21 protein-coding genes are annotated in these 23,789 nt (G+C 62.6%); 11 read left to right on the top strand and 10 right to left on the bottom strand.

The window, feature by feature from the left end:
* From HEP69_RS15930 to HEP69_RS15905, 6 genes are all read left to right on the top strand, one after another.
* On the top strand, positions 1-2,964 hold the full coding sequence (locus HEP69_RS15930; protein WP_290559515.1) for a formate dehydrogenase subunit alpha: 2,964 nt from the start codon (positions 1-3) through the stop codon (positions 2,962-2,964).
* A 16-nt stretch (positions 2,965-2,980) separates the two neighbouring features.
* Positions 2,981-3,577 carry a formate dehydrogenase FDH3 subunit beta gene (fdh3B, locus tag HEP69_RS15925; protein ID WP_290559514.1) on the top strand — a complete coding sequence of 199 codons (597 nt, stop codon included), beginning with the start codon at positions 2,981-2,983 and terminating at the stop codon, positions 3,575-3,577.
* A 17-nt stretch (positions 3,578-3,594) separates the two neighbouring features.
* Entirely contained in the window at positions 3,595-4,608 is a 1,014-nt protein-coding gene (locus HEP69_RS15920; RefSeq protein WP_290559513.1) for a formate dehydrogenase subunit gamma, read from the top strand.
* A 107-nt stretch (positions 4,609-4,715) separates the two neighbouring features.
* Positions 4,716-5,819 (top strand): Mrp/NBP35 family ATP-binding protein, encoded by a 1,104-nt coding sequence (locus tag HEP69_RS15915; protein WP_290559512.1) that lies wholly within the window; start codon positions 4,716-4,718, stop codon positions 5,817-5,819.
* A 3-nt stretch (positions 5,820-5,822) separates the two neighbouring features.
* Complete coding sequence (locus HEP69_RS15910; protein ID WP_290559511.1) at positions 5,823-5,978, top strand: hypothetical protein; 156 nt, start codon at positions 5,823-5,825, stop codon at positions 5,976-5,978.
* Between the two features lie 24 nt (positions 5,979-6,002).
* Positions 6,003-7,226 carry a c-type cytochrome gene (locus HEP69_RS15905; RefSeq protein ID WP_290559510.1) on the top strand — a complete coding sequence of 408 codons (1,224 nt, stop codon included), beginning with the start codon at positions 6,003-6,005 and terminating at the stop codon, positions 7,224-7,226.
* Positions 7,227-7,788: 562 nt separating this feature from the next.
* Here HEP69_RS15905 and HEP69_RS15900 read toward each other — a convergent pair.
* Genes HEP69_RS15900 through HEP69_RS15890 form a run of 3 tightly spaced genes read right to left on the bottom strand, consistent with a single transcriptional unit; the run spans position 7,789 to position 10,847 of the window.
* A complete protein-coding gene (locus HEP69_RS15900) occupies positions 7,789-9,078 on the bottom strand; it encodes a DUF6522 family protein (RefSeq protein ID WP_290559509.1) in 1,290 nt (429 codons plus the stop codon).
* Entirely contained in the window at positions 9,071-10,249 is a 1,179-nt protein-coding gene (locus HEP69_RS15895) for a P-loop NTPase (protein ID WP_290559508.1), read from the bottom strand. Before HEP69_RS15895 ends, HEP69_RS15900 begins: the two co-directional genes overlap by 8 nt.
* Before the next feature lie 22 nt (positions 10,250-10,271).
* Positions 10,272-10,847, bottom strand: coding sequence for a MarR family transcriptional regulator (locus tag HEP69_RS15890; RefSeq protein ID WP_290559507.1), 576 nt, complete (start codon positions 10,845-10,847; stop codon positions 10,272-10,274).
* An 88-nt stretch (positions 10,848-10,935) separates the two neighbouring features.
* Here HEP69_RS15890 and HEP69_RS15885 point away from each other — a divergent pair, with 88 nt between their 5' ends.
* The 4 genes from HEP69_RS15885 to HEP69_RS15870 all read left to right on the top strand — a co-directional run bounded on the left by HEP69_RS15885 (position 10,936) and on the right by HEP69_RS15870 (position 15,460).
* Positions 10,936-11,802 (top strand): sigma-70 family RNA polymerase sigma factor, encoded by an 867-nt coding sequence (locus HEP69_RS15885; protein WP_290559506.1) that lies wholly within the window; start codon positions 10,936-10,938, stop codon positions 11,800-11,802.
* A 480-nt stretch (positions 11,803-12,282) separates the two neighbouring features.
* On the top strand, positions 12,283-12,861 hold the full coding sequence (locus tag HEP69_RS15880; RefSeq protein WP_290559505.1) for an aspartyl/asparaginyl beta-hydroxylase domain-containing protein: 579 nt from the start codon (positions 12,283-12,285) through the stop codon (positions 12,859-12,861).
* A gap of 26 nt (positions 12,862-12,887) precedes the next feature.
* Complete coding sequence (locus HEP69_RS15875; protein ID WP_290559504.1) at positions 12,888-13,814, top strand: alpha/beta hydrolase; 927 nt, start codon at positions 12,888-12,890, stop codon at positions 13,812-13,814.
* On the top strand, positions 13,811-15,460 hold the full coding sequence (locus HEP69_RS15870; protein WP_290559503.1) for an ABC transporter ATP-binding protein: 1,650 nt from the start codon (positions 13,811-13,813) through the stop codon (positions 15,458-15,460). The genes HEP69_RS15875 and HEP69_RS15870 overlap by 4 nt, the downstream gene beginning before the upstream one ends.
* 340 nt (positions 15,461-15,800) lie before the next feature.
* Here the strand turns inward: HEP69_RS15870 and HEP69_RS15865 are convergent, their stop codons facing one another.
* The 5 genes from HEP69_RS15865 to HEP69_RS15845 form a co-directional block, all read right to left on the bottom strand.
* The gene (locus tag HEP69_RS15865; RefSeq protein ID WP_290559502.1) at positions 15,801-16,472 is read right to left on the bottom strand and encodes a response regulator transcription factor; all 672 of its coding nucleotides are present in this window, start codon (positions 16,470-16,472) and stop codon (positions 15,801-15,803) included.
* Between the two features lie 120 nt (positions 16,473-16,592).
* Entirely contained in the window at positions 16,593-18,158 is a 1,566-nt protein-coding gene (locus HEP69_RS15860; protein ID WP_290559501.1) for a HAMP domain-containing sensor histidine kinase, read from the bottom strand.
* A gap of 120 nt (positions 18,159-18,278) precedes the next feature.
* On the bottom strand, positions 18,279-19,382 hold the full coding sequence (locus tag HEP69_RS15855; protein WP_290559500.1) for a hypothetical protein: 1,104 nt from the start codon (positions 19,380-19,382) through the stop codon (positions 18,279-18,281).
* Between the two features lie 195 nt (positions 19,383-19,577).
* Entirely contained in the window at positions 19,578-20,348 is a 771-nt protein-coding gene (locus HEP69_RS15850) for a hypothetical protein (protein ID WP_290559499.1), read from the bottom strand.
* A gap of 1 nt (position 20,349) precedes the next feature.
* Positions 20,350-20,880, bottom strand: coding sequence for an RNA polymerase sigma factor (locus HEP69_RS15845; protein WP_290559498.1), 531 nt, complete (start codon positions 20,878-20,880; stop codon positions 20,350-20,352).
* Positions 20,881-21,022: 142 nt separating this feature from the next.
* Here HEP69_RS15845 and HEP69_RS15840 point away from each other — a divergent pair, with 142 nt between their 5' ends.
* Positions 21,023-22,504 (top strand): S8 family serine peptidase, encoded by a 1,482-nt coding sequence (locus tag HEP69_RS15840; RefSeq protein WP_290559497.1) that lies wholly within the window; start codon positions 21,023-21,025, stop codon positions 22,502-22,504.
* A 380-nt stretch (positions 22,505-22,884) separates the two neighbouring features.
* On the opposite strand, the gene HEP69_RS15835 is transcribed toward HEP69_RS15840, so the two are convergent.
* The gene (locus HEP69_RS15835) at positions 22,885-23,127 is read right to left on the bottom strand and encodes a CDGSH iron-sulfur domain-containing protein (RefSeq protein ID WP_290559496.1); all 243 of its coding nucleotides are present in this window, start codon (positions 23,125-23,127) and stop codon (positions 22,885-22,887) included.
* Positions 23,128-23,255: 128 nt separating this feature from the next.
* Complete coding sequence (locus HEP69_RS15830; RefSeq protein WP_290559495.1) at positions 23,256-23,690, bottom strand: DMT family transporter; 435 nt, start codon at positions 23,688-23,690, stop codon at positions 23,256-23,258.
* Positions 23,691-23,789 lie beyond the last annotated feature (99 nt).

Below are 23,789 nucleotides of genomic sequence, written 5' to 3'. Positions count from 1 at the left end.
ATGCTTGTCAAACGCAGATCTTCCACAGCCGCACGTGGCGGCCTTCAGGCCTTGGCTCAGAATGTTGCGGCCCGCCCCGTTGACCGGCGGTCGTTTCTCCGCACTTCGGGCCTGGCCGTTGGTGGCCTGGCCGCCGTTGGCACGCTTGGTGCAGGCACCATGCGCCGCGCCGAGGCTGGCCCCACCGATCACAGCAAGCCCATCGAGGTCAAAACTAACATATGCACCCACTGTTCGGTCGGCTGTACGGTCAAGGCCGAGGTCCAGGACGGTGTCTGGGTCGGTCAGGAACCCGCATGGGATAGCCCGATCAACCGCGGCACCCATTGCGCCAAGGGCGCATCCGTGCGGGAGCTGGTGCATGGCGACCGTCGCCTGAAATACCCGATGAAGAAAGAGAACGGCCAGTGGGTTCGTATCTCGTGGGAGCAGGCGATCGACGAGGTCGGCGCCAAGATGCTGGACGTGCGCGAGAAAAGCGGCGCGGACGCGGCTTACCTTCTGGGTTCGGCCAAGTTCTCGAACGAGGGTGCGTATCTCTTCCGCAAGTTTGCGGCCTTCTGGGGCACCAATAACGTCGACCACCAGGCGCGAATCTGTCACTCCACCACGGTTGCAGGTGTTGCCAACACCTGGGGCTATGGCGCGATGACGAACTCCTATAATGACATCCGCAATTCCAAGACCATTGTCTTCATGGGCTCGAACGCGGCCGAGGCGCATCCGGTGTCGCTTCAGCATATTCTGACCGGCAAGGAAACCAACCGCGCCAATGTCATCGTGCTCGACCCGCGCTTTACGCGGACAGCGGCGCACGCCACCGATTACATCCGCATGCGTCCGGGCACCGATATCGCGGTGATCTGGGGCATCATGTGGCACATCTTTGAAAACGGCTGGGAAGATGCCGATTTCATCGACCAGCGCGTCTGGGGCATGGATCAGATCCGTGAAGCCGTCAAAGCCTATCCCCCAGAAGAGGTGGAGCGGATCAGCGGTATTCCGGGCGAGACGCTCAAGCGCGTGGCGCAAACCTTTGCCACGCAGAAGCCGTCGACCTTTATCTGGTGCATGGGCGGCACACAGCACACGGTCGGTACGGCCAATGTGCGGACCTATTGCAACCTGCTGTTGGCCACGGGCAACGTGGGCGATATCGGCAACGGCGCGAACATCTTCCGCGGCCACTGCAACGTGCAGGGTGCTACGGATTTCGGCCTCGATATCGGATCTCTGCCTTGCTATTACGGCCTGTCCGAAGGTGGCTGGCGTCACTGGTCGCGTGTGTGGGAGGTGCCCTACGAGTCGCTCCAGGCGCGGTTTGACGCGGTGCCTGCCAAAGGTGGCCGTGATGCGCGGACCGCCAAGGAGAACATGAGCGTTCCGGGCATCCCGTCGACCCGCTGGTTCGATGCGGCCACGCTGGATGCAGAGGATGTCGACCAGATCGACAACATCAAGGCAATGATCGTCTTTGGTCACGGCGGGAACACCGTACCTCGGATGGGCGGCGCGCTTGAGGGTATGAACGCGCTGGATCTGTTGGTTGTCGCGGACCCTCATCCCACCACCTTTGCCGCGCTGCATGACCGGACAGACAACACCTATCTGTTGCCGATCTCGACCCAGTTCGAATGCGATGGCAGCCGGACAGCCTCGAACCGGTCGGTTCAGTGGGGCGAGAAGGTCGTCGAGCCGATCTTCGAGAGCGACAACGACTATGCCGTGATCTATCGCCTGGCCGAGCGTTTGGGTTTTGCCGAGGAGATGTTCAAGAATTACGACATGGTCGAGGGCAAGTTCGGCATGGAGCCGACGGCGGAATCGATCCTGGAAGAGATCAACCGGGGCGGCTGGTCCACCGGCTATACCGGTCAGTCTCCGGAGCGCCTGAAAGCGCATATGAAGCATCAGGACAAGTTCGACCTGGTGACGCTGCGCACGCTTGATGGCGCGCCCGAGGAGATCGAAGGCGACTATTACGGTCTGCCATGGCCCTGCTGGGGCACGCCCGAACTGCGCCACCCGGGCACCCATATCCTCTATAATCCCAACATCCCGGTCAAAGACGGCGGCAGCGCGTTCCGCCCCCGCTTTGGACTGGAGCGGGAGGGCCAGACGCTTCTGGCCGAGGGCAGCTTCCCGGTGGATTCCGACATCCGCGACGGCTATCCGCAGTTCACCTATGGCGTGCTGCAAAGCCTGGGCTGGGACAGCGAACTGACGGCAGAGGAATTGGCCACCATTCAGCGGATCGGTAACAACGATCCAGAAGCCATGGCCAAGGTGAGCTGGTCGCTTGATCTCTCGGGTGGCATCCAGCGGGTCGCGATCTCGCATGGTTGTGTGCCCTTCGGCAACGGTAAGGCCCGGGCGGTTGCCTGGAACCTGCCCGACCCGATCCCGGTACACCGCGAGCCGATCTACAGCCCGCGTCCCGATCTGGTCGCCGACTATCCGACCCGCGAAGACGGTCGTCAGTTCCGTGTGCCCAATATCGGTCACACGATGCAGGCCTCTGCTGTGGATCGGAACATCGCGTCCGACTTCCCCATCGTGCTCACATCCGGGCGTCTTGTGGAATACGAGGGCGGCGGCGAAGAGACGCGGTCGAACCCGTGGCTTGCCGAGCTTCAGCAGGACATGTTCGTCGAGATCAACCCGGCGGATGCCGAGGCGCGCGGCATCGCCGATGGCGGCTGGGTTTGGGTGCGCGGTCCGGAAATGGACAGCAAGGCCCGCGTCAAGGCTCTGGTGACCGAGCGTGTCGCATCGGGTGTGGCCTTTATGCCCTTCCACTTTGCAGGCTGGTACCAAGGCGAGGACCAGCGGGGCAACTATCCCGAAGGGACAGACCCGATCGTGTTGGGTGAAAGCGTCAACACGGTGACCACCTACGGCTATGATCCGGTGACCGGCATGCATGAAGGCAAAGTGACCCTTTGCCAGATTTCCGCGGCGTAAGAGAGGAAAATCAACAATGGCGAGAATGAAATTTCTTTGCGACGCGGATCGCTGCATCGAATGCAACGCCTGTGTCACGGCGTGCAAGAACGAGCACGAAGTGCCCTGGGGCATCAACCGCCGCCGGGTGGTGACCATCAATGACGGTCTGCCCGGAGAGCGGTCGGTGTCGATGGCTTGCATGCACTGCACCGACGCGCCCTGCGCGGCGGTGTGCCCGGTGGATTGCTTTTATACGACCGACGACGCGGTCGTGCTGCACTCCAAGGACACCTGCATCGGCTGCGGCTATTGCTTTTACGCGTGCCCGTTCGGCGCGCCGCAATATCCCAAGGTCGGCAATTTCGGCACCCGTGGCAAGATGGACAAATGCACCTACTGCGCCGGTGGTCCTGAGGCTGACATGACCGAAGCGGAGTATGTCAAATACGGATCCAACCGTCTGGCCGAGGGCAAGCTGCCGCTTTGTGCCGAGATGTGTTCGACCAAAGCCTTGCTGGCCGGTGATGGCGATATCATTGCCGACATCTATCGCGAGCGCGTGGTGACCCGGGGCTATGGCTCGGGTGCCTGGGGCTGGCGCAGCGCCTACGGCGAAACCGTCAACGTCTGACGGGGAAGGAAATGAAGATGACACTGACATCCATAACATCACGGGCCCTCGCGGTGCTGTGCCTTGGCCTCTTCGCGGCCTTTGCGCTGCCGCAGATCGCCGAGGCCCAGCAGATCAACCCGACGGCGGAATCGGTGACCGAAGAGTCGCTGATGCAGGCGCTGAGCGGCGACGCCCAGGTCCAAGGCCGCGTGACCATCCCAGACGGCCTGTCGACCGGGGTGATCAAACCGGGTAACAAGGATTGGGCCGCAACCCTGGGCGGTCCCGTCCGTATCGTCACCATCCTGTCGGTCGTCGGGATCGTTGCCGTGTTGCTGCTGTTTTACATGGTGCGCGGCAAGATCCGCATTGATGCAGGTCCGTCAACACAGCGGATCCTCCGGTTCAACTCCTTTGAACGGTTTGCCCACTGGTTGATGGCCGGGTCCTTTATCGTACTGGCGCTGACCGGTCTGAACCTGATTTTCGGGCGTTCGATCATCCTGCCGCTTTTTGGCGAGAACGTGTTTGGCACGCTGTCGGCCTGGGGCAAGCTGGCGCATAACTATATGGGCTTTGCCTTCATGCTGGGCCTGGTTCTGGCCTTTGTCTCTTGGGTGGCGCACAATATCCCCAACAAGCTTGACCTTGTCTGGATCAAGCAGGGCGGCGGTCTGTTCTCTAAGGATGTCCATCCTCCCGCGAAGAAGTTCAATGCCGGGCAGAAGGTGATCTTCTGGTCCGTTATCGGCGGGGGCGCGGCGCTGTCCTTTACCGGTGTGATGCTGCTCTTTCCCGGATTGGCCGGGGGCGAAGCGGGCTGGCAGCTGTATCAGGTGATCCATGGCGTCGTCGCCGCGATACTGACCGCCATCGTCGTGGCGCATATCTATATCGGTTCGGTCGGTATGGAAGGTGCATTCGATGCGATGGGCTCGGGTGAGGTTGACCTGAACTGGGCCAAGGAACACCACTCACTCTGGGTCGATGAGGTACAATCCTCCGGTGGTAAATCGGCTGGATCCGCCAAAGCGCACCCGGCAGAGTGAGCCGGAAAACCCCAAGCGTGGCCGGCCGGGGAGACCCGTGCTGGCCATACTTACCCCGGTGACCGGGCATCCGGCACCTGCAACACAAGATTTGAGATCCGTGACCGATGGACGACACTGACCGGCTTTCAGCGGCACGCGCTGCGCTCGACGGGCTGGTCTTGCCCGACGGCACGCCGGTGCTGGGGTCGGCACGCGTGTCCGGACCGATTGAGGCCGGAGGCCGCATCAGTCTGGCGATTTCCATTACCCCGGACGAAGCGGCAGCCTATGCTGAAACCCGAGCCGCTGCGGAGGCCGCGCTGCGCGCCGTTCCGGGATGTGACGGGGCGATTGTCGTCCTGACTGCCGAAAAATCCTCGACCTCGCCTCCGAACCTGAAAATCCAGGACAAAAAACCCGCGCCACCGCCTGTGCTGGCCGGGGTCACTCATGTGGTAGCCGTCGCATCCGGCAAGGGCGGGGTTGGAAAATCCACCACATCGGTCAATCTGGCGTTGGGCCTGCGCGCGCTCGGTCTGAAGGTCGGCATTCTCGATGCCGATATTCACGGGCCCTCGCTGCCGACATTGCTGGGGCTGCATGGTCGCCCGCGCGTGGGATCAGACAGGCGCCTGAAACCGATGCAGTCGCACGGTCTTTTTGCGATGTCGATGGGGCTGATGGTCGATGCCGAAACGGCAATGGTCTGGCGTGGTCCGATGGTGATGTCGGCCATTACGCAGATGCTGGCCGAGGTGGACTGGGGCACGCTCGACGTGCTGATCATCGACATGCCGCCCGGAACCGGGGACGCGCAGCTCGCCATCGCGCAGGGCACAGATCTGTCTGGCGCTGTCATCGTATCGACACCCCAGGACCTGGCTTTGATCGATGCGCGGCGCGGTATTGCAATGTTCCGCAAGGTGGACGTACCCATCCTTGGCGTGATCGAGAACATGGCCCATTTCATTTGCCCCGATTGCGGCGCACAGCATGAGATCTTCGGTAGTGGAGGTGCGGCGGCCGAGGCGCAGCGACTGGGCGTTCCCTATCTGGGGGCCATTCCGCTGACGATGGAGCTGCGGGCCGCCTCCGACAGCGGCCAGCCGATTGTCGCGCGCGACCCCGAGGGTCGGCTTGGCACGATCTACACCGGAATGGCCCGCGCGCTTTGGTCCGCGCTTCGGGCAGAACCGGATCATATACAGAAAACGCAACTAGGAGTCTAACCCATGAAAGCATTCGTCGCATCGCTGGCCATCGGGATCGTTATCGCGATCGGGGCCGGTTTCGTGCTGAACGGAAACTTCCAGACCGATGCGCATACCGCCTTTACCACCGAAGGCGCACGTGTCGACAAACCGGGCGACAATCTGATCAACTACTGATCCGGCGCTTCGGCGTTACGCGCGATGAGCGCGATGATCCGGGGGCTTGCCCTGTCCGTCACGGTTGCTTTGATTGCCGCCACAGCCGTGGCGCAGGATCTGCGCGGCCATGGCGGGCCTGTGCGCGCGTTGGCAATGCAGGGCGTGACGATCTATTCCGGGTCGTTTGATACTCGCGCGATCGTCTGGGAGGGCACCGTGGCCCGACAGGTCACCCGCGCGCATGCAGGGGCGGTGACAGCCGTTTTGCCGCTTCCGGATGGCCGTTTTGCATCCGGCGGGCAGGATGGCCATGTGGCGATCTGGGGTGCGGGTGTCAATCCGCTCAGTTTTGAGAAATGGCATGACCTGCCGGTGGCCGATTTCGCGCCATGGCGCGGGGGGCTGGCCTCGGCCTCGTGGGATGGGCAGATTGCCCTCTGGGACGGAACATCGGAGCGTCGATATCTCGACGGTCATGACGGGCAGATCACCGGGCTGGTGGCCTTTGGCGATGGTCTGGCCAGTGTCGGTGCGGACCTGCGCCTGCGCCTGTGGCGGGCGGATGGCACGCCCGGCCCAGTCGTCGATCTTGCGGCCCCGCCTGCGGATCTGGCCACGAATGGCCAGGCCCTTTTCATCGCGGGGGCGGATGGGTTCTTGCGCCGCGTCGTGCCGGGGGCACCGACAACAGAGGTCGAGCTGACGACGCGGCCGCTTCTCGGCATCGCGGCGGATCATGACCTTATTGCGGTGTCTGATCTGACCGGTCAGATCTGGCTGCTGGATCCAGAAACGCTTGAGATACGCGCGAATTTCAGCACTGGTCAGGGCGCGGTCTGGGCCTTGGTTCTGAGCGGGGACGAAGTTCTCACAGGCGGAAATGACGGATGGATCCGGCGCTGGACGGTCGATGGTACGGCACTGGGCAGCGGCGCTGGTCTGCCACACCCGACCCTCAACAACCCGCGCGGAGCCGAGGTGTTCCGCGCCTGTGCCGTGTGTCATTCCCTCACGCCAGACGATGAACAACGCGCGGGGCCAACGCTCTACCGCGTGTTCGGGCGAAAGATCGGCACGGCCGAAGGGTTTGATTACTCCGACGCGCTGCGCGGGATGGACATCGTGTGGACGCCCGAGACTGTCGCAGAGCTTTTTGAGTTTGGCCCAACGGCCTATACCCCCGGAAGCCGCATGCCCGAACAGCGGATCCCCAGCGCATCGGACCGTCAGGCCCTGGTCGATTTCTTGCAGCGAGCGGCGCGTTAGACCGGCGTCAGCCGCAAACAGCCCGAGGCGCTGAGCCACCGGTTTGTCGTTTCTTGCTGCCTTGTCCCGCAGATCCGGCGGCATCATTGGCGTGTCCATCCGGTTCCAACTCTGTCCCAACCCGTGCTTTGATGACGGCTGCGATGTCCGATGCTGCACTGTGAGTATGACGATCCGCATCGGGCGACGCATCTCGAAGACCCTCAGCGCTCGGTGGTGTCCTCAAGAGCTCGGCAAAGCGACAATACCCTGTGCCGGAATTGGATGGGATGGCACGGACGGCCCGCATCACTGGCTGGGTCGCGGGCGCGAGGCCAGCGCGATGAAGGGGCGGGTCGAGACCCACGGCCCAGACCCGGTTGGCCGAAGCGGATTCGGGATGGGCGGCGCGACGCGTCCCGCCGGGCATGTTTGTGCCTATGCCTGGTGCGCGGCGGCGGCGCCGATATCTTCAGCTGATCAAAAGACGATCGGAATTCCCTAGACAGGGCCCTCCCTGCGGGCGTCGAGATCCGAGGCCGCTCCAGGCAGCGCACGTCGGCCGGAAAGCCGGTTTGCTGGATCAGCGGAGCTCCTCTGCCGCGACGATCGAAGGGTTCGGCATGTCTGCACCAACCTCCGGAGAGGGCTGGGCGAGGCGTAGGGTCTCCCTGTCAAAAAACATCCGATCGCTCTCACCTTCCTGTGGGCCGCGCGACAGGGCGCGGGCAAGCTCGAAGAACCCGTCCCCCGGCAGACCGGTTCCCGATCGGCTGATGGCGCGCACGGCGATGAAAGGCCGGTTCGCGCGCGCGTCTTGCTGCATCGTGGTTTCGAGCGCACGGGTGATTTTGCGAACCGAACCGGGTGCCCAAAGACCCAGCGCGCGCGCCAGTGCGCCATACGTCACGGGCGGGGCGTCCGGGTCCAGCGCCTGAAGATGCGCACGCACCCTGTCTGCCAGCGCCCTTTCCTGTTTGGTGGCCGTTTCGGTTTGCCGGGGCGGCGGGATCTCTCGCGCAGTGCCGTCAGCGTGCAGTTCGGCGGCCCAGGCGCGCGTGGGGCTGCGCAAAACAATGCGCATCTTGCCGTTATCCTCGCCGGTCCCGGCTTCGGTAACACCCACCACATCGCCGTTGCGCAATCCCGCGCGCAGGACATCCGCCGTCAACCCCAGCCGGGGCGCAAGATAGCCCGGATCGACGATGATCTGCCCATCCTGCCAATCAATCACACCCGCAGGCACCGGGCGCTCCAGCGTGGGCGAGGCGCCGCCAGCGCGCGCATAGAACGGATTGCTGCCGGCCTCATGATCGGTGACATCGACAATCTCGCGGATTTCGGGAAGCGCGGCGCGCAGCATCCGCTCCACCCCCTCGCGCAGCGTCGCTGAGGAGGCGGCACAGCCCTGACAGCCGCCCGACATGCGCAGATAGACGGCGCCGTCGGTGACACGCTCAGCCGCAATATGCCCACCATGGGCCGCAACGGACGGGTTCACCTGTTGCTCAAGCAAGGCCTCGACAGCGCGCAGGAGTTTGGCGTCAGGGGAAGTGTCAAATCCGGGCTCGGTTGCTCCGAGCGGTTTGTCGGTTGCATCCAGAACTTGCCGGATCGTGGCCGCAATGGCGGGTTTGAGCCTGGCCCAATCGCTCTGGGCGGTCTTGCGCACCCAGATCGTTGCGCCCGCGATTTCGATCCGGGTCACACCGTCGATCGCAAACAGGGCGCTGGTCAGGGGCGCTCCCCCGTCAGGCGCGTCGAACTTTGTGACCGCCCCAACCTGTAGCGGGGTATCGAGCACAAAGCCCAACACGTTTTCATCGCTCGGCGATGACTGCGCCCGGATGCGGCGCGGCGCGGGGTCAGACATCTTCAAGCTCTGCGCCGGTCATCTCGCGCAGCGACTCAAAGGTAAAAATCCCGCTCGCGTGGCCGTCGGTGAAAGCCAGGCCCAAGGCGTAGTTCCCAACGCTCCAGATACGTGTGATGCCAATATCCAGCGGCACGGTATCGGGGATCAACAACGCTTTGCCGGTCATTTCTTCGCGGCACTGCGCACAGGGGCAGGCCAGGCGCAGGTCACGCGGGCCCAGCCGTTGCTCAAGACCGTCGGACCAGTTCAGCAACAGGCCCGTGTCGCCGTAATCAAGGGCAACCAGGCGATCCGGTGCGCCGCCGGGCTGCGCTGCGGCGGGGGCGGGTTTTCCTGTTCCTTCGGTCAGCGTCCAGGCAAAGGGGATCCCAATGCCACCGACCTGTGCGGCATCCCGGATCAGCGATGCGGCGACATCGCGGTACGCCGCTGCCGCCTGACTGTCGGGCGCCGCGGCCACCAGCGGAGTGCCCGCGTCACCGGTATCGACCACCGCCGGATCCAGCGGAACGCGGCCCAGAAAGGCAATGCCCAGTTCCTCTGCAATCCGTTCTCCGCCACCCTGGTGAAAAATGTGGGTGACGGTGTTGCAGGACGGGCAAGTGAACCCGCTCATGTTTTCGATAACCCCGAGGATGGGAACGTTCACCTGTTCCATCATCCGCAACCCCCGGCGCGCGATCTTCAGGCTGACATCCTGTGGCGTGCTGACGACGACTGCCCCGCTTAGTGGAAAGGCCTGCGCGAGTGTCAGCTGAATGTCACCGGTTCCGGGGGGCAGATCCAGCAGCAACAGATCGAGTTGCCCCCAATCGACCTGCCGGACGAACATCTGAAGGTATTTCGTGACCATCGGTCCCCGCAGGATCGCGGGCTTGTCGTCGTTCGACAGCATCGCCATGGAAATCACTTTGACGCCGAACGCTTCGGACGGGATCACCTTGCCATCGGGCGAAACCGGAGGGGGGCCATCCGAGGCGATGCCCAACATACCCGGGATCGAAGGGCCATAGATATCTGCATCGACAATGCCGACACGCAAACCAGTTTGCGCAAGGGCAACGGCGACATTCGCGGTCACCGTGGATTTGCCCACGCCGCCTTTCCCGCTGCTGACTGCGATCATGCGGGGGGTGTCAGCGCCCGCCTGCGCGTCCTGCTGTGTCATTGCCGTCTCCTTCTTGGTTGCGCTATTCCGCTGCCTTGCTCGGGCTATTGTGGCTGGCGCACAGTTTGTCAATCTCATCGGGTTCCAGCTCGGCCGCCATACAGGCGCAGTAGCTGTTCTGGCCTACCGAAGTGAAATGTGTGCAGTCGCGGCAACTGCCAAAGGTCGGAGCCCCGCGCCGGTCGGCAAGCGATGATGCGAGCCGCGACAATGTGGACAGGAACGCGTCCTGTTCGGCAGCTCCCAGCGCGTCGAGCACGGCGATCAGATCGCTGAGGGGGTCTTGCTCCAACGTGGCCCGCCCCGCATCGGTCAGATCAAGATAGACGCTGCGTCCATCGGTGGGCGACTTACGCCGTGCGATCATGCCGCGTTGCTCGAGCGTCTTGATGATCTGCGATGCCGTTCCCCGCGTCGTCGCATGAAAGCTGGCAAAGGCCGACGGGGTGCGCGTGCTGCTATTGGACCGCGAAAAGAACCGCAGGCAGGTCCATTGCGCCGCAGTCAGGTTGGTTCGTGCGTCATCGGTTCGGGACGCACGGCCCACATGGATCAGCAATTCAGCGATACGGTCGGCGGGGATAGGTAAAGCGATCATGGGCAGAAAGTATCGAATCGAAATTACTTTGACAAGGGTGGGTCCGTCGGTTTAGTTTTGAAACGAAACTAAAAAGAGTCGTGTCGATATGAACAAGCCGATCCGGAACTGGGGAACCCACCAAACCCGCACCCCAAGCCACGTGATGCTGAACGCAGCCGAGGAATTGGCGCTGGTGTTGGCTTGGCAGCAGCACGGCGACCAACATGCACGTGACAACCTGGTCGCGGCCTTTGCCCCGATGGCAGCCTCCATGGCCAAACGCGCCGCACCGGGACAGCGCGAACCCGATCCGGATCTGGTACAGCAAGCGAATATCGGCTTGATGAAAGCGGCGGATCGCTTTGATCCTGACCGCGGGTTCCGGTTTTCGACCTATGCCGTCTGGTGGGTGCGCGCCGAGATCCAGGATTTCAAATTCGCCAACCTGTCTGTTGTCCGGCGCCCGAGGACGGCGGAGTTTCGCAAGGTTGCCAACAACCTGGCACGGATCGAGGCCGAGGTGGCGACGCGCCACAACCTTACCAGATCCGAGGCAGACGACCATATCGCCCAAGCGCTGTCGATCAGCAAAGAGCGGCTCCGCGAGCTGCGCATGCAGGTGGCAGGTGCGAATGCGGACAGCTCGCTCAACGTGTCGATTCTGGGCGAGGAGGGCGAAGAGCGCATGTCGCTTTTGGCCGATCCCGCCAGCGTCGGAGAAGACGAGGGCGTCTCGGCGCTGGACACGGGAAAGCTGCGCAAGGTGTTGCTGGATGCCTTGCGGGATCTGCCTGACCGGGAACGGGAAATCGTTGTGGCAACACAGCTCTCCGATCCACCCTCGACGCTGGACGTGTTGGGTGATCGATTCGGTGTCTCGAAGGAACGCGTGCGCCAGTTGCGGGAACGGGGCCTTGAGCGGCTGCGTGACACTCTGCGCCGTCAGAACCTGGCCATGGATTGCTTTGTCTGACATCGTTCAACGGGTTTCTATCCAGTCGATGCCATTGATGATCTGACGCAGCTTTCAGGGCAGCACCTTTACCCCCATATGCAGAAGCGGTGTGCCACCAGGGTGGACAGGTCGTTTGGCGGCGTGACCCACGCGGGCAATGTGGACAAGCCAAGGCATCTTGTGGCCCTCCAGCTGCCTGCGTGTCACACGCCGGTCGGCGGCGCGGCCCCTTGTGCTCCGGGTTGCGGCAGGTCGCAGTCGCGGGTCGATCCATGGGCGATGCATGGCGTCAACCGATGTCCTGACGACCAGATGAATATCGCATGAACGCGCCGTTAAGGGCGCCTGAAACTATCGTTAAAAATCAATACTTTGGTTGAAGAAGAGGCGCAGATGCCCTCTCTTGGATGACATAGCCGATGCGTCACGGATCCGTCAAATCGGATACCCGCCTGGATGCATTGAACATTGTTTGCACTGTCCAGAGAGGAGAAAGCCATGAAGTACTTCAAGCGTCTGAAAGCGGATTGTGATCCGACACCGTTCCTGACCGAAATCGCAAGTGTCAAGAATGCCTGGGACGGCTCTACGGGCCGTCAGGACAAGATCCCGGTCCAGCGCGAGGCCAAGGCCATTCCATTGCGCGGCTTGCGCAAATCGGCAATCAACGGGCGCGCACGGCGTGATGTGCATGAAAGCCGCTGGACCACCGGATCGCAGAACTATCCGTTGGCCTGTGCGTTTCTGGAAGCGTTCGCCCGCGAGCAAGGCAGCGTCCTGGGCCGCGCCAAGATCGTCTGTCTGCCTGCGGGCAAGCGCGTCTATCCGCATATCGACCGCGGCGAATACTATAAAGTGCGCGACCGCTATCACTTTGTGCTGACCTCGACCCATGGCTCGTGGATGAAGGCCGGTGACGAAGAGGTCCGCATGCAACAGGGCGAGCTTTGGTGGTTCGACAACAATCAGCTGCACGAAGCCAATAACGATGGCGATCAGGACCGGATCCACATGATCTTTGACATGCTGCCCGGCCACATGGCCGAGGGCATCCTCGGCACCACCCAAGCCGCCTGATCCACCAGACCAAAGGGAGCGTCCCCATGTGCGTCCGTTCAGAGATCACTCGCCCGCGTCGGCGGGCCTTCGATCTTGTCCATCGGCCCGCCAAGGGACCATGTGGGTTGGCGTGCTGGCTGGCGCTCCCCGAACATATCGCGCCCGGCGCGGCGCCGTTGGTCGCGGTGCATGGGATACGGCGCGGGGCCACCCTTCAGGCCCGCCTTTTCGCCAGACGGGCGGCGGCCTTAGGGCGGCCCGTCATCGCCCCGATTTTCGACGAGACCGGTTGGGCCGGATATCAACAGGCGTGTGTGCGGGGCCGTGCCGATCTGGCGCTGCTCGATCTGGTGTCGGTCCTGCACGGTGAGGGGGTGGTGCGGTCTCAAACCTTTGACCTCTTCGGCTTCTCGGGCGGCGCGCAGTTTGCCCACCGCTTTGCGATGCTGCATCCGGACCGGGTGGAGGATCTGACCATTGCGTCTCCGGGTTGGTACACATTTCTTGATGGGGCGCCATATCCCTACGGGCTGTCTCCGCGCCCGGGGCATGTGGATATCTGGGCCGAGCGGCTGATCGCCAATCTGAGCCGGTTTCTGGCGCTTTCGATCAATGTCTGCGTGGGCGAGCGCGATTGCGTGGTCGACAAGAACACCCGCAGCGGCCTTGAGATCAACGCGCAGCAGGGTCTGCACCGTCTTGACCGGGCGCGGCGATGGAGCGCTGCGCTGCGCGCGGCTGCCGCAGCGATGGGGGTCGTGTCAGACGTACGGCTACATGTGCTCAAGGACTGCGGTCACGATTTTGAAAACTGCGTTCTCAGCGGCGGGCTGGACCGAATCGTTATCCCGGACTTGCCTCGCATGGCGCACGCACCGATCTGCCGGGATACGTGCTCCGCGCAGCAAAAGCAGGCCTGCCGCGTGGCGCGGGCCTGGCGGATTCCACACGAAATGGATGTGTCATCATGAGTACGTTACCCAGAATCACAGGCGAAGGGCGACTGCGGACCCTGTCGCTGCTGGTGGCCCTGGCCTTGGGGCAGGCGAGTGCGGCCGGTGTCGCGGCCTTTGCGACGCGCGATGTGTTCGCGGCCTTTCGGGATGCCTCCGCCGCGTTACCGCTGATCGCGCTGACGCTGGTTGCCGGGGCCGGTCTGGCCATCGGGATCTTTCAGTTTTTCGAGCGGATCGTGGCCGAAAAGGTGGGCCAGCACTATGCGGCCTCACTGCGCATCCGGCTTTTCAAACATATGGCGCGCGTCTCGGCCCGCGATCTGTCGTCGCGTCGCAACGGCTCGCTTGCGCTGCGCTTTGTCGGCGATCTGACGGCGGTGCGCGGATGGGTCAGCATGGGCGTGGCCCGCATGATCTCGGCCCTGATCGTCCTGCCGGTCGCAACCTGCGTTCTTTTCTTCATGAACCCGGCGATTGGCTGGGCGGCGAGTGTTCCGATTGCGCTGGGTCTGGGACTTTTGGCGCTGCTCGGCCCGCGCCTTGGGCCGGTGCATCGGCGCCTGCGGTCCTGCCGGGCCCAACTGGCGGCGGATATGAGTGAACGCATCCCGCATGCGCCCGAACTGCGTCTGTTGGGTCGGATCCAGACAGAGACGCGCAAGCTGCGCGAAAAGACCGACAAGCTGATTGATGCAGCACTGGAGCGGGCGCGGGGGGCTGCGCTTTTGCGTGCAATCCCCGAAGGTGTTTCGGGCATAGCGGCGGCAGCTGTTTTCTGGGTCGCGCTGCACAACGGATTGCCCGCAGCAGAGGCAGCGGGCGCCCTGGCTGCCGTTGGGTTGATGATCCAGCCGATGCGCAATCTTGCGGGTGTCTGGGATCGTCATCGCGCCTGGCGCACCGCCCGGGAGAAATGCGCCAAATTGCTGGAGGTGCCCAAGCTCGACAATGCGCGCCCCACCGATGCCGCAGTGCTGGACGCCCCGCCTGCGCTTGCATTCTCGACTGTCTTTGCCGGGACGCTGAACGAAATCGATGTGGCCGCGCTTCCTGGTCAGAAGATCGGTATCATCGGACCGAACGGTGCGGGCAAGTCCACACTATTGAGCCTCGCCGCCGGGTTGGAGCGGCCCGAGAAAGGCCGGGTACTGCTGGGTGATATCGCGCCCACCGGTCTGACCACGCGTGAGCGGCGCGAGACAATCGCGCTGATCGGCACCCGGTCGCCGATTCTCAAAGGGTCGCTGCGCCGCGCGCTGATCATGGGGGTGCAATCGCCGCCAGAAGACGCCGCCATCCTTGCCCGGGCCACGGCCTTTGGTCTGGACCGCGTGATCGATCGTCTGGGCGGGCTGGACGGGCGCGTCGCAGAAGGAGGGCGCAACCTCTCGGCGGGAGAAATACGCCGCGTTCTGCTGACGCGGGCGGCACTCTCCAAGCCGCGCTTGCTGTTGCTGGACGAGCCCGATGATGCGCTGGATCAGGATGGGCCGGAATTGGTCCGGGCGTTGGTGACGGGGTGCGAGGCCACAACCTTGTTGATCACCCATAACATGCGGATCGCCATGATGATGGACCGGTTGTGGCTGGTCCAGGATGGGCGCATCACGCAAACAGGCACGCCCGACAGTTTGCTGGTGGGGCTGGAAACCGCCAGGTGACGTTTGAGCGGGTTTCGACGCACCTCGCCGCTCAGGTTGAGGCCGTATAATCTGGCGCCACCGGATTGGGCGGCACGTTGTCCGACACCGAACGGTGCCATTGGAATGGCTTCGCTATTTCATGTTTTCGGAGATCCTTGTCGGAACAATGCAGCGGTGCGATGCACTGCGCGCTGCGGGTCAGCCGGAAAACCCGCTGCCTCCAAAGGATGTCAAATCCCCACCCTCTCAACGGTTCGACACGTGCAGGATGTGCAACCTCCACGCCGCGCATACACCACTCCTGTGATTGAAGTCTGTGGTTTGGCGCCTCGGCACTCCGATGAGAAGCGCCTCGACCCTAGCCAAAGCGATAGCCGGCACCGCGCACGGTCGTGATCCGCTTGCCATAAGGTCCCAGTTTCTTGCGCAGTCGCCCGATATAGACATCCACGACATTGGTCATCGGGTCTTCATGTGTGCCCCAGACCGAATTCAGGATCCGCTCGCGGCTCAGCGCCTTGTTCTCGCTCGCCATCAAGAGTGCGATCAACTCGCGTTCCTTGGCGGACAGCTCGACGATACGGCCATCCACGGTCAGAACCATCGCGGCACTGTCATAGATCAGACCCTGATGCCGCAGCTTGCCATCGCTTTGGCAACAGGCATATCCGGTGCTGCGGCGATGCAGCGCCTGAACCCGGGCAATCAACTCGTCAAAGTCAAAGGGCTTGGGCAGGTAATCATCCGCGCCCAGCCGCAACCCTGCGACCCGCTCATCCGTGCTGTCGAGCGCGGTGAGCATCAGAACCGGTGTTGGGTTTGAGCGCGCGCGCATTTTCTGGCATACATGCTGGCCGCTGAGACCTGGCAGCATCAGGTCCAGGATCACGACGTCAAATCCGCGATCCTGCATGATCTCAAGCCCGGTCTCGCCGTCGTCGGCATGTTCTACGACCCAGCCTTCGGCTTTGAGGCCGCGCCGCACGAAATCTGCAACCCGCAATTCGTCTTCGATCAAGAGGATATTCATAACCCTTGCGCCTCTTCGTTGCTCAGTGGGCGCAACCTGCGCCCTTCACTAAGGCAAACGGCGCAAGACGTTGATTATTCCAATGTTATATCAGGAAACCGGGATTTATGGACCGTCTCTTCAGGTCTGAGCGACCAAACGCAACGGGGGTGAAACAGGCAGCTCCATGATACTTACCAGCCCGCCACCTTCGCGATCCTGCAAGACCGCATCGCCGCCATGCGCGCGCGCAATCGAACGCACCACCGGCAGGCCAAGCCCCGCACCATCCTGATACCTGTCGGATGCGTTGGATCCGCGAAAATACCGATCGAATGCTTTTTCCTTCTCGTCATCGGGCAGGCCGGGGCCGTTATCTTCCACGCTGATCCGTACACCGGTGGTCGTGCGGATGAGCCGCACGGAAATCTCCGGCCCGCCATAGCGACGCGCATTCTGGATCATCGCAGCAATGCATTGCCGGATCCGCGCCACATCGAGGGAAAGCTCCCCTGCGTCCAGGTCGCTGAGGATCGGAATGTCGGGATCGAAGACGGCGATTGTGTCGCGCAGCAATTGGGTCAGGTCGGTACGCTCCAGCTTGAGCCGGGTCTGGCCGGATTCCTGGCGGGAAATGAAGAGCAGATCATTCACCAGCAGGTTGGTGTGTTTGGCGGTCTCGCGCGTGCGTCGCAGCGCTTCGCGATATTCTTCGGGTGTCTTGTCCGCGCCGCGCAGCGCCACGTCGCTTTCGCCTTGGATGATGGTCAGCGGCGTGCGCAATTCGTGGCTGACATCGGCCAGCATCTGACGGCGCGCATCCTCGGCCAGGCGGGATTTTTCAAGCAGGCTTTCCAATTCGGCCGTTCGGGCCTGAACCGCCTCCTCCAACTCCGTGTTCTGGGTGGTCAGGGATTTGGTACGCGCCTCGACCATTGCCGCCATGCTGTCCATCACGCCGCCGATCTCGGCGATCTCGTTGCGACCCTCAAAGGCCATACGCTCCTCAAACCGGCCATCGGCCAATGCGTTAACCCCACGCATCAGCCGGTCGATCGGCCAAGCGATATCCCGGCGGTAAATCCACATGGCAAACGCCGTGGCGCCAAACGCCAGAAGGACCAGAACAAATGCACTTCGATTGGCCAGTCTGAGATGTTCGCTCGCCGCCGCGCGGGTTTGTTCCACTTCGGCCAGCTCGCCGGCCAGGGCGGCCTGGATCATGGAATGGAAATCACGGTCGATATCATCGTCCAGCATGACCGACAGGCCCGTCCAGTTGCGCCCGAACTGTTCGACCGCCGTGTCCGCGCGGACCAGCTCAAAGCGCGCGATCAGATCCTCGATCTTGATTTCGATCCGGGACAACAGTTCCAACTCCGCGAATTCGTGATCTCCGACCAGGTCAATCTCGCGGCCGATCAAGATGCGGGCGTCCTGAATATTCTGACGGATCAGCCGGATCAGTTCTGCCTCGCCCATCCCCTGATCGCGGTCGCCGATCAGCATCGCGTCGCCATATTGCTTGAACAGCTGATAGGTGTTGCTGCTCAGTTGCAGATGCATCTCATAGGACTTGTGCGCCAGGTTGATCCGCTCGTTAAAGAAGGCCGCGCGTTGTGCGGTCCAAAAGGCCAAAGCGGTCCCGCTGAGCGCAATCAGCAACATGATGATGGCCAGACTGCGCAGTAGATTGGCGATTCTCATCGTTTCATCTCCAATGGCTGGGTCGGGGGAAACCCGGTTCTGACATCCGCACAGGTGATCCCAGGCGTAGGTAAAGGGCCGCATCAACAGCAGCCCTTTTTGGGGAGGGGCAGGCGTGGCTCATGCCGCCGTCATTTGCCCAACCAAGTGTGTTTCTGCGACAGGGCGCGTGCGGTTTTCCCGTAAGAGACCTTGTGTGACGGCCAGCACAGCCGAGGGTGTGCACAGCTCTTCGCGCGAAAGCTGAGGGATGCCCGTTGCCTGTTTCGCCTCGGCCGCCGCCAGCGGAGATTGGGTCAACCGACCCGACATTGCAAAGGGTTTGAGCCCATAGTCGCCCAGCACACGTGCGCCGCCAACCGCGCCCAGTGCGTCGGGCGTTGCAAAGAGAATGGCGTCCAGACGCTCCCGAATGGTGGAGGCTTTCAGGATCTCGCGGGTTTCGGTCTGAAACACACCGTCGGCGATCTCGACAACGACGATGTCGGCCCCGTTTGCGGCGGCTGTCCCCACCAGCGTCTCGAATCCCCGCTCGATCCGGTCCATCGGCATGCGGTATGTGGTCGGCATGCCTGCATCGGTGAAATCCATGGCACAGACACCTGCATCCTCAAAGGCATTGAAGTCGCCGAACGCGCCGGTGCCGGTCGCCTTGATGCCCGCAACGCTGAACCCAGCACGTGATAGGCCATGCGCCAGGCTGACCGCCGCCGTGGTCTTGCCCGCATTCATCGAGGCACCGAACACCCCGATCACCGTGACATCGTCGGGGATGTCGGCCGCAGGCAGCCCATAGCGCGCGATGTTGATGACAGCACCGTCGGTATCGATCAACAGCCCGATGGGGCGCAGTTGCGTCGGTTCGATCATGCGATCATGGGCGTGTTCCATCGTGCCAACAACACCGCCGCCCGCCAACAGATCTGCGCCCTGCGCGGTGATCCGCGCGGCGCCCTCAAACTGATCGGGAGCATAGCGGTCACCGACGCACAGCACGACCCGATCCCCCAAATAGCTGGTGGAGGCACGGCCGCTGGCCAGTTGGATCTTCTTGTGCTGCCCGATCTGTGTGATTTCGCACAGCACCAGGTCCCCGGGCACGGCCTGAGCGACAGCCGGGTCCAGACCGGCCACGTCATCGTGATCGACGCGGCGCGTGGTAAAGGCCCATTTTGCGTTCAGCCGCATCAGTGTCAGATCAAAGTCAAAGGTGTGAAAGGTCATGTCGGTTATCCTCTTGGGTTCGTGTGTCTGAGGATCAATCTAGAGGCATGTGCTGTCAGTAACCTGTCTTGGGAATGAACGGCCGCGCAATGTCGAATGAACAGTTCATGAACGGCGCAAGGCTTTGCTTTAAAGTGTAAAAATCCCGTCTCTATCAGATGGGATGCTGGTTTGAGCGGCAGTATTTGAGCAAGTTCAGCGCAGTTGTTCAAGCGCCTGTGCTTCGGCCTCCAGGCTCAAGGGCAGCCCGGCGTCACTGGCGGTCAGATAGGCGTTCAGCGCCTCCAGCGATGATGCGGGCACGTAACCCGCGCCATCTGGCGAACTGGCCGCGATTGCCAGTTGAACATCCCATTGGCCTGCATTCTGGCAGGCAACCGAGATCACGGTGATCCCGTCCGTCCTGTCGAATTCGAACTCCCGGCAGAGCGTTTGCGCCCCGTCCAGAAAAGTCGCGACCGGTTCGATCCGTGCGCCTGTGCCCAGCATGGTGGCCTCCCCGGACGGCAGGGTGTTGAGCGCATCAATCAGCGCAGGATCGACAAGGGTCGCAATTTCGATGCTGCCGGACCCGCCGCCGCTCTGCGGCGCCAGATAGAGGCCTGCCGTGACGCCCGCGGCCAGAGCGAGCCCGGCCGCCAGTGGCAACCGCCAGATCGGTGCTTGCGCCTCTGCGCGGCGGCGGGGTGCAAACGCGACCACGGTTTCGTCATCGGTTTCACTCTCGGTTGGATCCGCTGCCGCCAAATCGCGCACCCGCTGTACCAGATGCGCGGGCACGGGCTGGTGCAGGGCGGGCTCTAAGGCCTCTCTCGAGATCGCGCGTGTGTCGACAAACACCGCCAAACGGTCCGCCAGACCGGCATCGTCGACCAGCGCAAGATCCAATGCGTTGGCGCGCGCCTGGTCCAGCTCTCCATCCGCATAGGCCATCAGCTCTTCATCCGTGAATTCGGGGGTTTGCATGTCAGATGCCTCCTCGACTGTCAGAAGAACGCGCTGCCTCGCGGTTTATTCCCAGTTTTTCTGCAAGCGCGATGCGCGCGCGCGCAAGGCGGCTCATGACAGTCCCGATGGGGGTCCCCAGAACCTCTGCCGCTTCCTTATAGCTCAGCTCTTCGACACAGATCAGCAAGATGACGTCCCGTTGATTTTCGGGCAGCGTTGCGATCGCCGATTGCGCAGCCTTGAGCATGATCGCAGTCTCGGCAACCCGCGAGCCGTCCACGACGCTGGCTTCGGGAACATCGTCGATATTGATTTGAGTGCCGCGTGTCTTGTCGCGCCGGGTCATGTCGATCCAGGCATTGCGCAGTATCCGGAGCAGCCATGCATCCAGGCGCGTGTCCGGATCGAACTGCGCGCGCGATGCAAAGGCGCGCTCGACGGTGATCTGCACCAGATCGTCAGCGATATCGGCAGATCGGCACAAGGACAGGGCAAAACGCCTCAGATTTGGCAGAAACGCGATGATGTCATCTGCAAACGGGTCTGACATCGTTACCCTTTCCTCGTTTCGCCGGGGATGGAATAATTCCCGCGTCACACCGTTGTTATTAATGCACCGCCATTCAGGAGTGCAACATGCCGTCACGGCCCAGCGGGGCCAAACCAGACTTAAGCCGATCCGGAGGACCGAAATGCCGTACCAGACTGCCAAACCCCTCTTGCGCCTTCTGCTGGTTGCCTGCCTGGCGACAGTTCTGCCAGCGGTCACACCGGATGGGCGATTTATCGGCGCCGCATGGGCCGATGATGGGGATGGCGACGGGGATGGTGGCGACGGTGATGGCGATGGGGACGATGGTGACAGCGACAGTGATGGCGACAGCAGCGATGGCGATGGCGACAGCAGCGATGGCGATGACGACGGCAGATCGGATGGTGGACGGGCCGCGCCCGGCATCGGCGGGGGGGAGGGCTTCCTGAACCGTCTGTTCCGTCCCGCTCCGCAACCGCAGCCACAACCGATCAGACCGCGCCCTGTCGCCCAGACCTTGCCTGACAGGGCCACGAACGAGATCGTTGTTCTCAATCTTTCACAGGAGGATCTCGCCACGTTGGTTGTGCGCGGCTATACCGTGGTTGAGAGCGCGCCGATCTCTCTGACCGGCAGTCGGGTGGAACGGCTGGAGGTTCCATCAGGCACATCGCTGGTTGATGCGCTTGCCGAGATCCAGGCGCTGCCAAGCGGCCAGTCGGCCGATTTCAACCATTACTACCGAGCGGGGCAGGGGGAGCCTGCCGCTTGTGAAGGGCTGCACTGCGCCGCGTTTGAACTGGTCGATTGGAACCCATCCGCGGTTCCGGCGACCCTGTGCGGTCGGCCATCAGCGCGGATCGGCTTGATTGATACTGGCATAAACCCGGATCACGAGGCTTTTGCCGATGGTCGGCTGTCAATGTTGCCGTTGGGACCGGGTGCGCGCGAGACATCCGGCAGGCAGCACGGCACTGCGGTTGCGGCCATTCTGATCGGGTCCCGGGCCGGGCGGGCCCAAGGTCTTTTGCCGGACGCGGAACTTATTGCGATCGACGCGTTCTATCGCGCGGGCCGGGATGAACGCAGCGACGTGTTCAGGTTGGTGCAGGCGATGGATCTGCTCGCCGCCGAAGATGTCGCCGTGATCAATATGAGCCTCGCGGGTCCGCCCAACGTTCTGCTTGAGCGCATGGTCCTCGCCTTGCGCGACGAACGGATCCTGATCGTGTCGGCGGCGGGAAACGACGGCCCACGCGCCGATCCGGTCTTTCCAGGCGGATACACACCGGTCCTGACCGTCACGGCTGTGGACGGCTTGGGCCGGGCTTATCGGCGGGCCGGGCGCGGCCCCCATATCGACCTTGCCGCACCCGGGGTGGACGTCTGGACCGCCGCCTCGATCCGAGGCGTTCGCAGCAAGACCGGCACGTCCTTTGCAACCCCGTTCGCGACCGCTGCCGCCGCGCTGCTTATCACGGCAGAGCCCGACCTTACGGTTGCTGAGATCAAGGCCGCTTTGCGTGCCCGCGCGCTGGATCTGGGCGATGCGGGGCCCGATGAGACCTATGGGGCGGGGCTTGTGCAGTTCGCGGACCTCTGCACAGGGCGGCACGATTCCCAGCCGGTCTTGTCGGACTGACTGCGGGCTGCGCGCGGTCCTTGGTGCTGGCGCTGAGGGCAGGGTGTCTTGAAAAGCGTTCCCGATCCGGAAGCAGACACGCGTTTTTGCCCCTCAGGACACTGACCCGAGACCGAGAGCTGGGCCGCAGAACGGTCACCAGGCGACTTTATCCGATGGACCGGAGGGGTATTGGCGCGCCGGAGGAACAGGTTCCATCATGCCAAGCGCTGGATCCTGTTGCGGTCCTGACCGTCCTTTACGGATGTCGAACATGTGGGGTCGATCCAGGTCGCTTTCGCGGCTTCGATCCATGGAATGAGGCGCACCGAGAGCGCCCATTCGTCAGACTGGCGATCTGTGGCTCATGGCGTTTGTCGGAGCGATGGTCCAGGCCGACCCTAAAGCGCGGTGTGGGATCCGTCACACAGCGGGGAATTGTCCGTTGCCTTGCAGCCACAGAAGTAGACGGTGCGATCATCCGTGGCGGTGTACTTGACCGGAGTGATGCCGGTATCCGAATGGCTGCCATCGCAAAACGGCTGGTTCGCGGATTTCCCGCAGGCGCACCAGAAATAGTTTTTTCCTTCGGTCACATCGACCGGATAGGGGGCTTTTTGTGCGATGATTGGGGCATCTGACATCTGGCGGATCCTTCTGGCTGGTGTCACGATACAAATCTAGTGCGGCATATATTGATGGCCAGACCGCCAGTCAGCGGCGCAGAAAATGACACATTTTCTGGACCAGATTATTTCATAATCTGACCCGCTCAGGCCTGCTGGGTCACCCAGACACCCAGCGCCATCAGGCCCAACCCCGCGCCCCGCGTCAACGACAGCGGCGTGCTATGGGCGCCGAACAGCCCGAAATGGTCGATGATAGCAGCACTGATCAACTGGCCGACCAGCACGAAAAACACCGCGTTCCCGACCCCGAAATGCGGTGCAATATAGGTGATCGACAGCACGTAAAACGCCACCAGGCACCCGCCAAGAAAAAGGTGTTTGGGCGCGGATCCCGCCAACAGGACCGGCGCAGGCCCGGTGATCAGCATCGCCGTCAGCCCGATTACGAAAGCGACCAGAAAAAGGATCGCCGCCGCGGACGAGGGCGAGCCCAGAAACTGCCCCAGTGCGGCGTTCAGGGCGGCAAGAACGGGGATGCCCATCCCGGCAACCAACATGATCAGTGCGTAATGAGCCATCGGTTATCCCTTTTTCTATGCCACGCGCTTGATGTGGATCATGGTCAGAGGCGGCCCCCTCGGCAAGCGTTGAACCGACATGAGCGAAAATAGAAAGGG

It is taken from the genome of Aestuariivita sp. (genome assembly GCF_021404545.1).
In the GTDB taxonomy this organism is placed as follows: domain Bacteria; phylum Pseudomonadota; class Alphaproteobacteria; order Rhodobacterales; family Rhodobacteraceae; genus Aestuariivita.
This window is presented reverse-complemented; position numbering and strand designations above follow the sequence as displayed.

Bases quoted from the DNA above. Each gene is read 5' to 3' on its own strand.
- HEP69_RS15930 (WP_290559515.1), top strand. From the start codon at position 1: ATGCTTGTCAAACGCAGATCTTCCACAGCCGCACGTGGCGGCCTTCAG.
- fdh3B (WP_290559514.1), top strand. From the start codon at position 2,981: ATGGCGAGAATGAAATTTCTTTGCGACGCGGATCGCTGCATCGAATGC.
- HEP69_RS15920 (WP_290559513.1), top strand. From the start codon at position 3,595: ATGACACTGACATCCATAACATCACGGGCCCTCGCGGTGCTGTGCCTT.
- HEP69_RS15915 (WP_290559512.1), top strand. From the start codon at position 4,716: ATGGACGACACTGACCGGCTTTCAGCGGCACGCGCTGCGCTCGACGGG.
- HEP69_RS15910 (WP_290559511.1), top strand. From the start codon at position 5,823: ATGAAAGCATTCGTCGCATCGCTGGCCATCGGGATCGTTATCGCGATC.
- HEP69_RS15905 (WP_290559510.1), top strand. From the start codon at position 6,003: ATGAGCGCGATGATCCGGGGGCTTGCCCTGTCCGTCACGGTTGCTTTG.
- HEP69_RS15900 (WP_290559509.1), bottom strand. From the start codon at position 9,078: ATGTCTGACCCCGCGCCGCGCCGCATCCGGGCGCAGTCATCGCCGAGC.
- HEP69_RS15895 (WP_290559508.1), bottom strand. From the start codon at position 10,249: ATGACACAGCAGGACGCGCAGGCGGGCGCTGACACCCCCCGCATGATC.
- HEP69_RS15890 (WP_290559507.1), bottom strand. From the start codon at position 10,847: ATGATCGCTTTACCTATCCCCGCCGACCGTATCGCTGAATTGCTGATC.
- HEP69_RS15885 (WP_290559506.1), top strand. From the start codon at position 10,936: ATGAACAAGCCGATCCGGAACTGGGGAACCCACCAAACCCGCACCCCA.
- HEP69_RS15880 (WP_290559505.1), top strand. From the start codon at position 12,283: ATGAAGTACTTCAAGCGTCTGAAAGCGGATTGTGATCCGACACCGTTC.
- HEP69_RS15875 (WP_290559504.1), top strand. From the start codon at position 12,888: ATGTGCGTCCGTTCAGAGATCACTCGCCCGCGTCGGCGGGCCTTCGAT.
- HEP69_RS15870 (WP_290559503.1), top strand. From the start codon at position 13,811: ATGAGTACGTTACCCAGAATCACAGGCGAAGGGCGACTGCGGACCCTG.
- HEP69_RS15865 (WP_290559502.1), bottom strand. From the start codon at position 16,472: ATGAATATCCTCTTGATCGAAGACGAATTGCGGGTTGCAGATTTCGTG.
- HEP69_RS15860 (WP_290559501.1), bottom strand. From the start codon at position 18,158: ATGAGAATCGCCAATCTACTGCGCAGTCTGGCCATCATCATGTTGCTG.
- HEP69_RS15855 (WP_290559500.1), bottom strand. From the start codon at position 19,382: ATGACCTTTCACACCTTTGACTTTGATCTGACACTGATGCGGCTGAAC.
- HEP69_RS15850 (WP_290559499.1), bottom strand. From the start codon at position 20,348: ATGCAAACCCCCGAATTCACGGATGAAGAGCTGATGGCCTATGCGGAT.
- HEP69_RS15845 (WP_290559498.1), bottom strand. From the start codon at position 20,880: ATGTCAGACCCGTTTGCAGATGACATCATCGCGTTTCTGCCAAATCTG.
- HEP69_RS15840 (WP_290559497.1), top strand. From the start codon at position 21,023: ATGCCGTACCAGACTGCCAAACCCCTCTTGCGCCTTCTGCTGGTTGCC.
- HEP69_RS15835 (WP_290559496.1), bottom strand. From the start codon at position 23,127: ATGTCAGATGCCCCAATCATCGCACAAAAAGCCCCCTATCCGGTCGAT.
- HEP69_RS15830 (WP_290559495.1), bottom strand. From the start codon at position 23,690: ATGGCTCATTACGCACTGATCATGTTGGTTGCCGGGATGGGCATCCCC.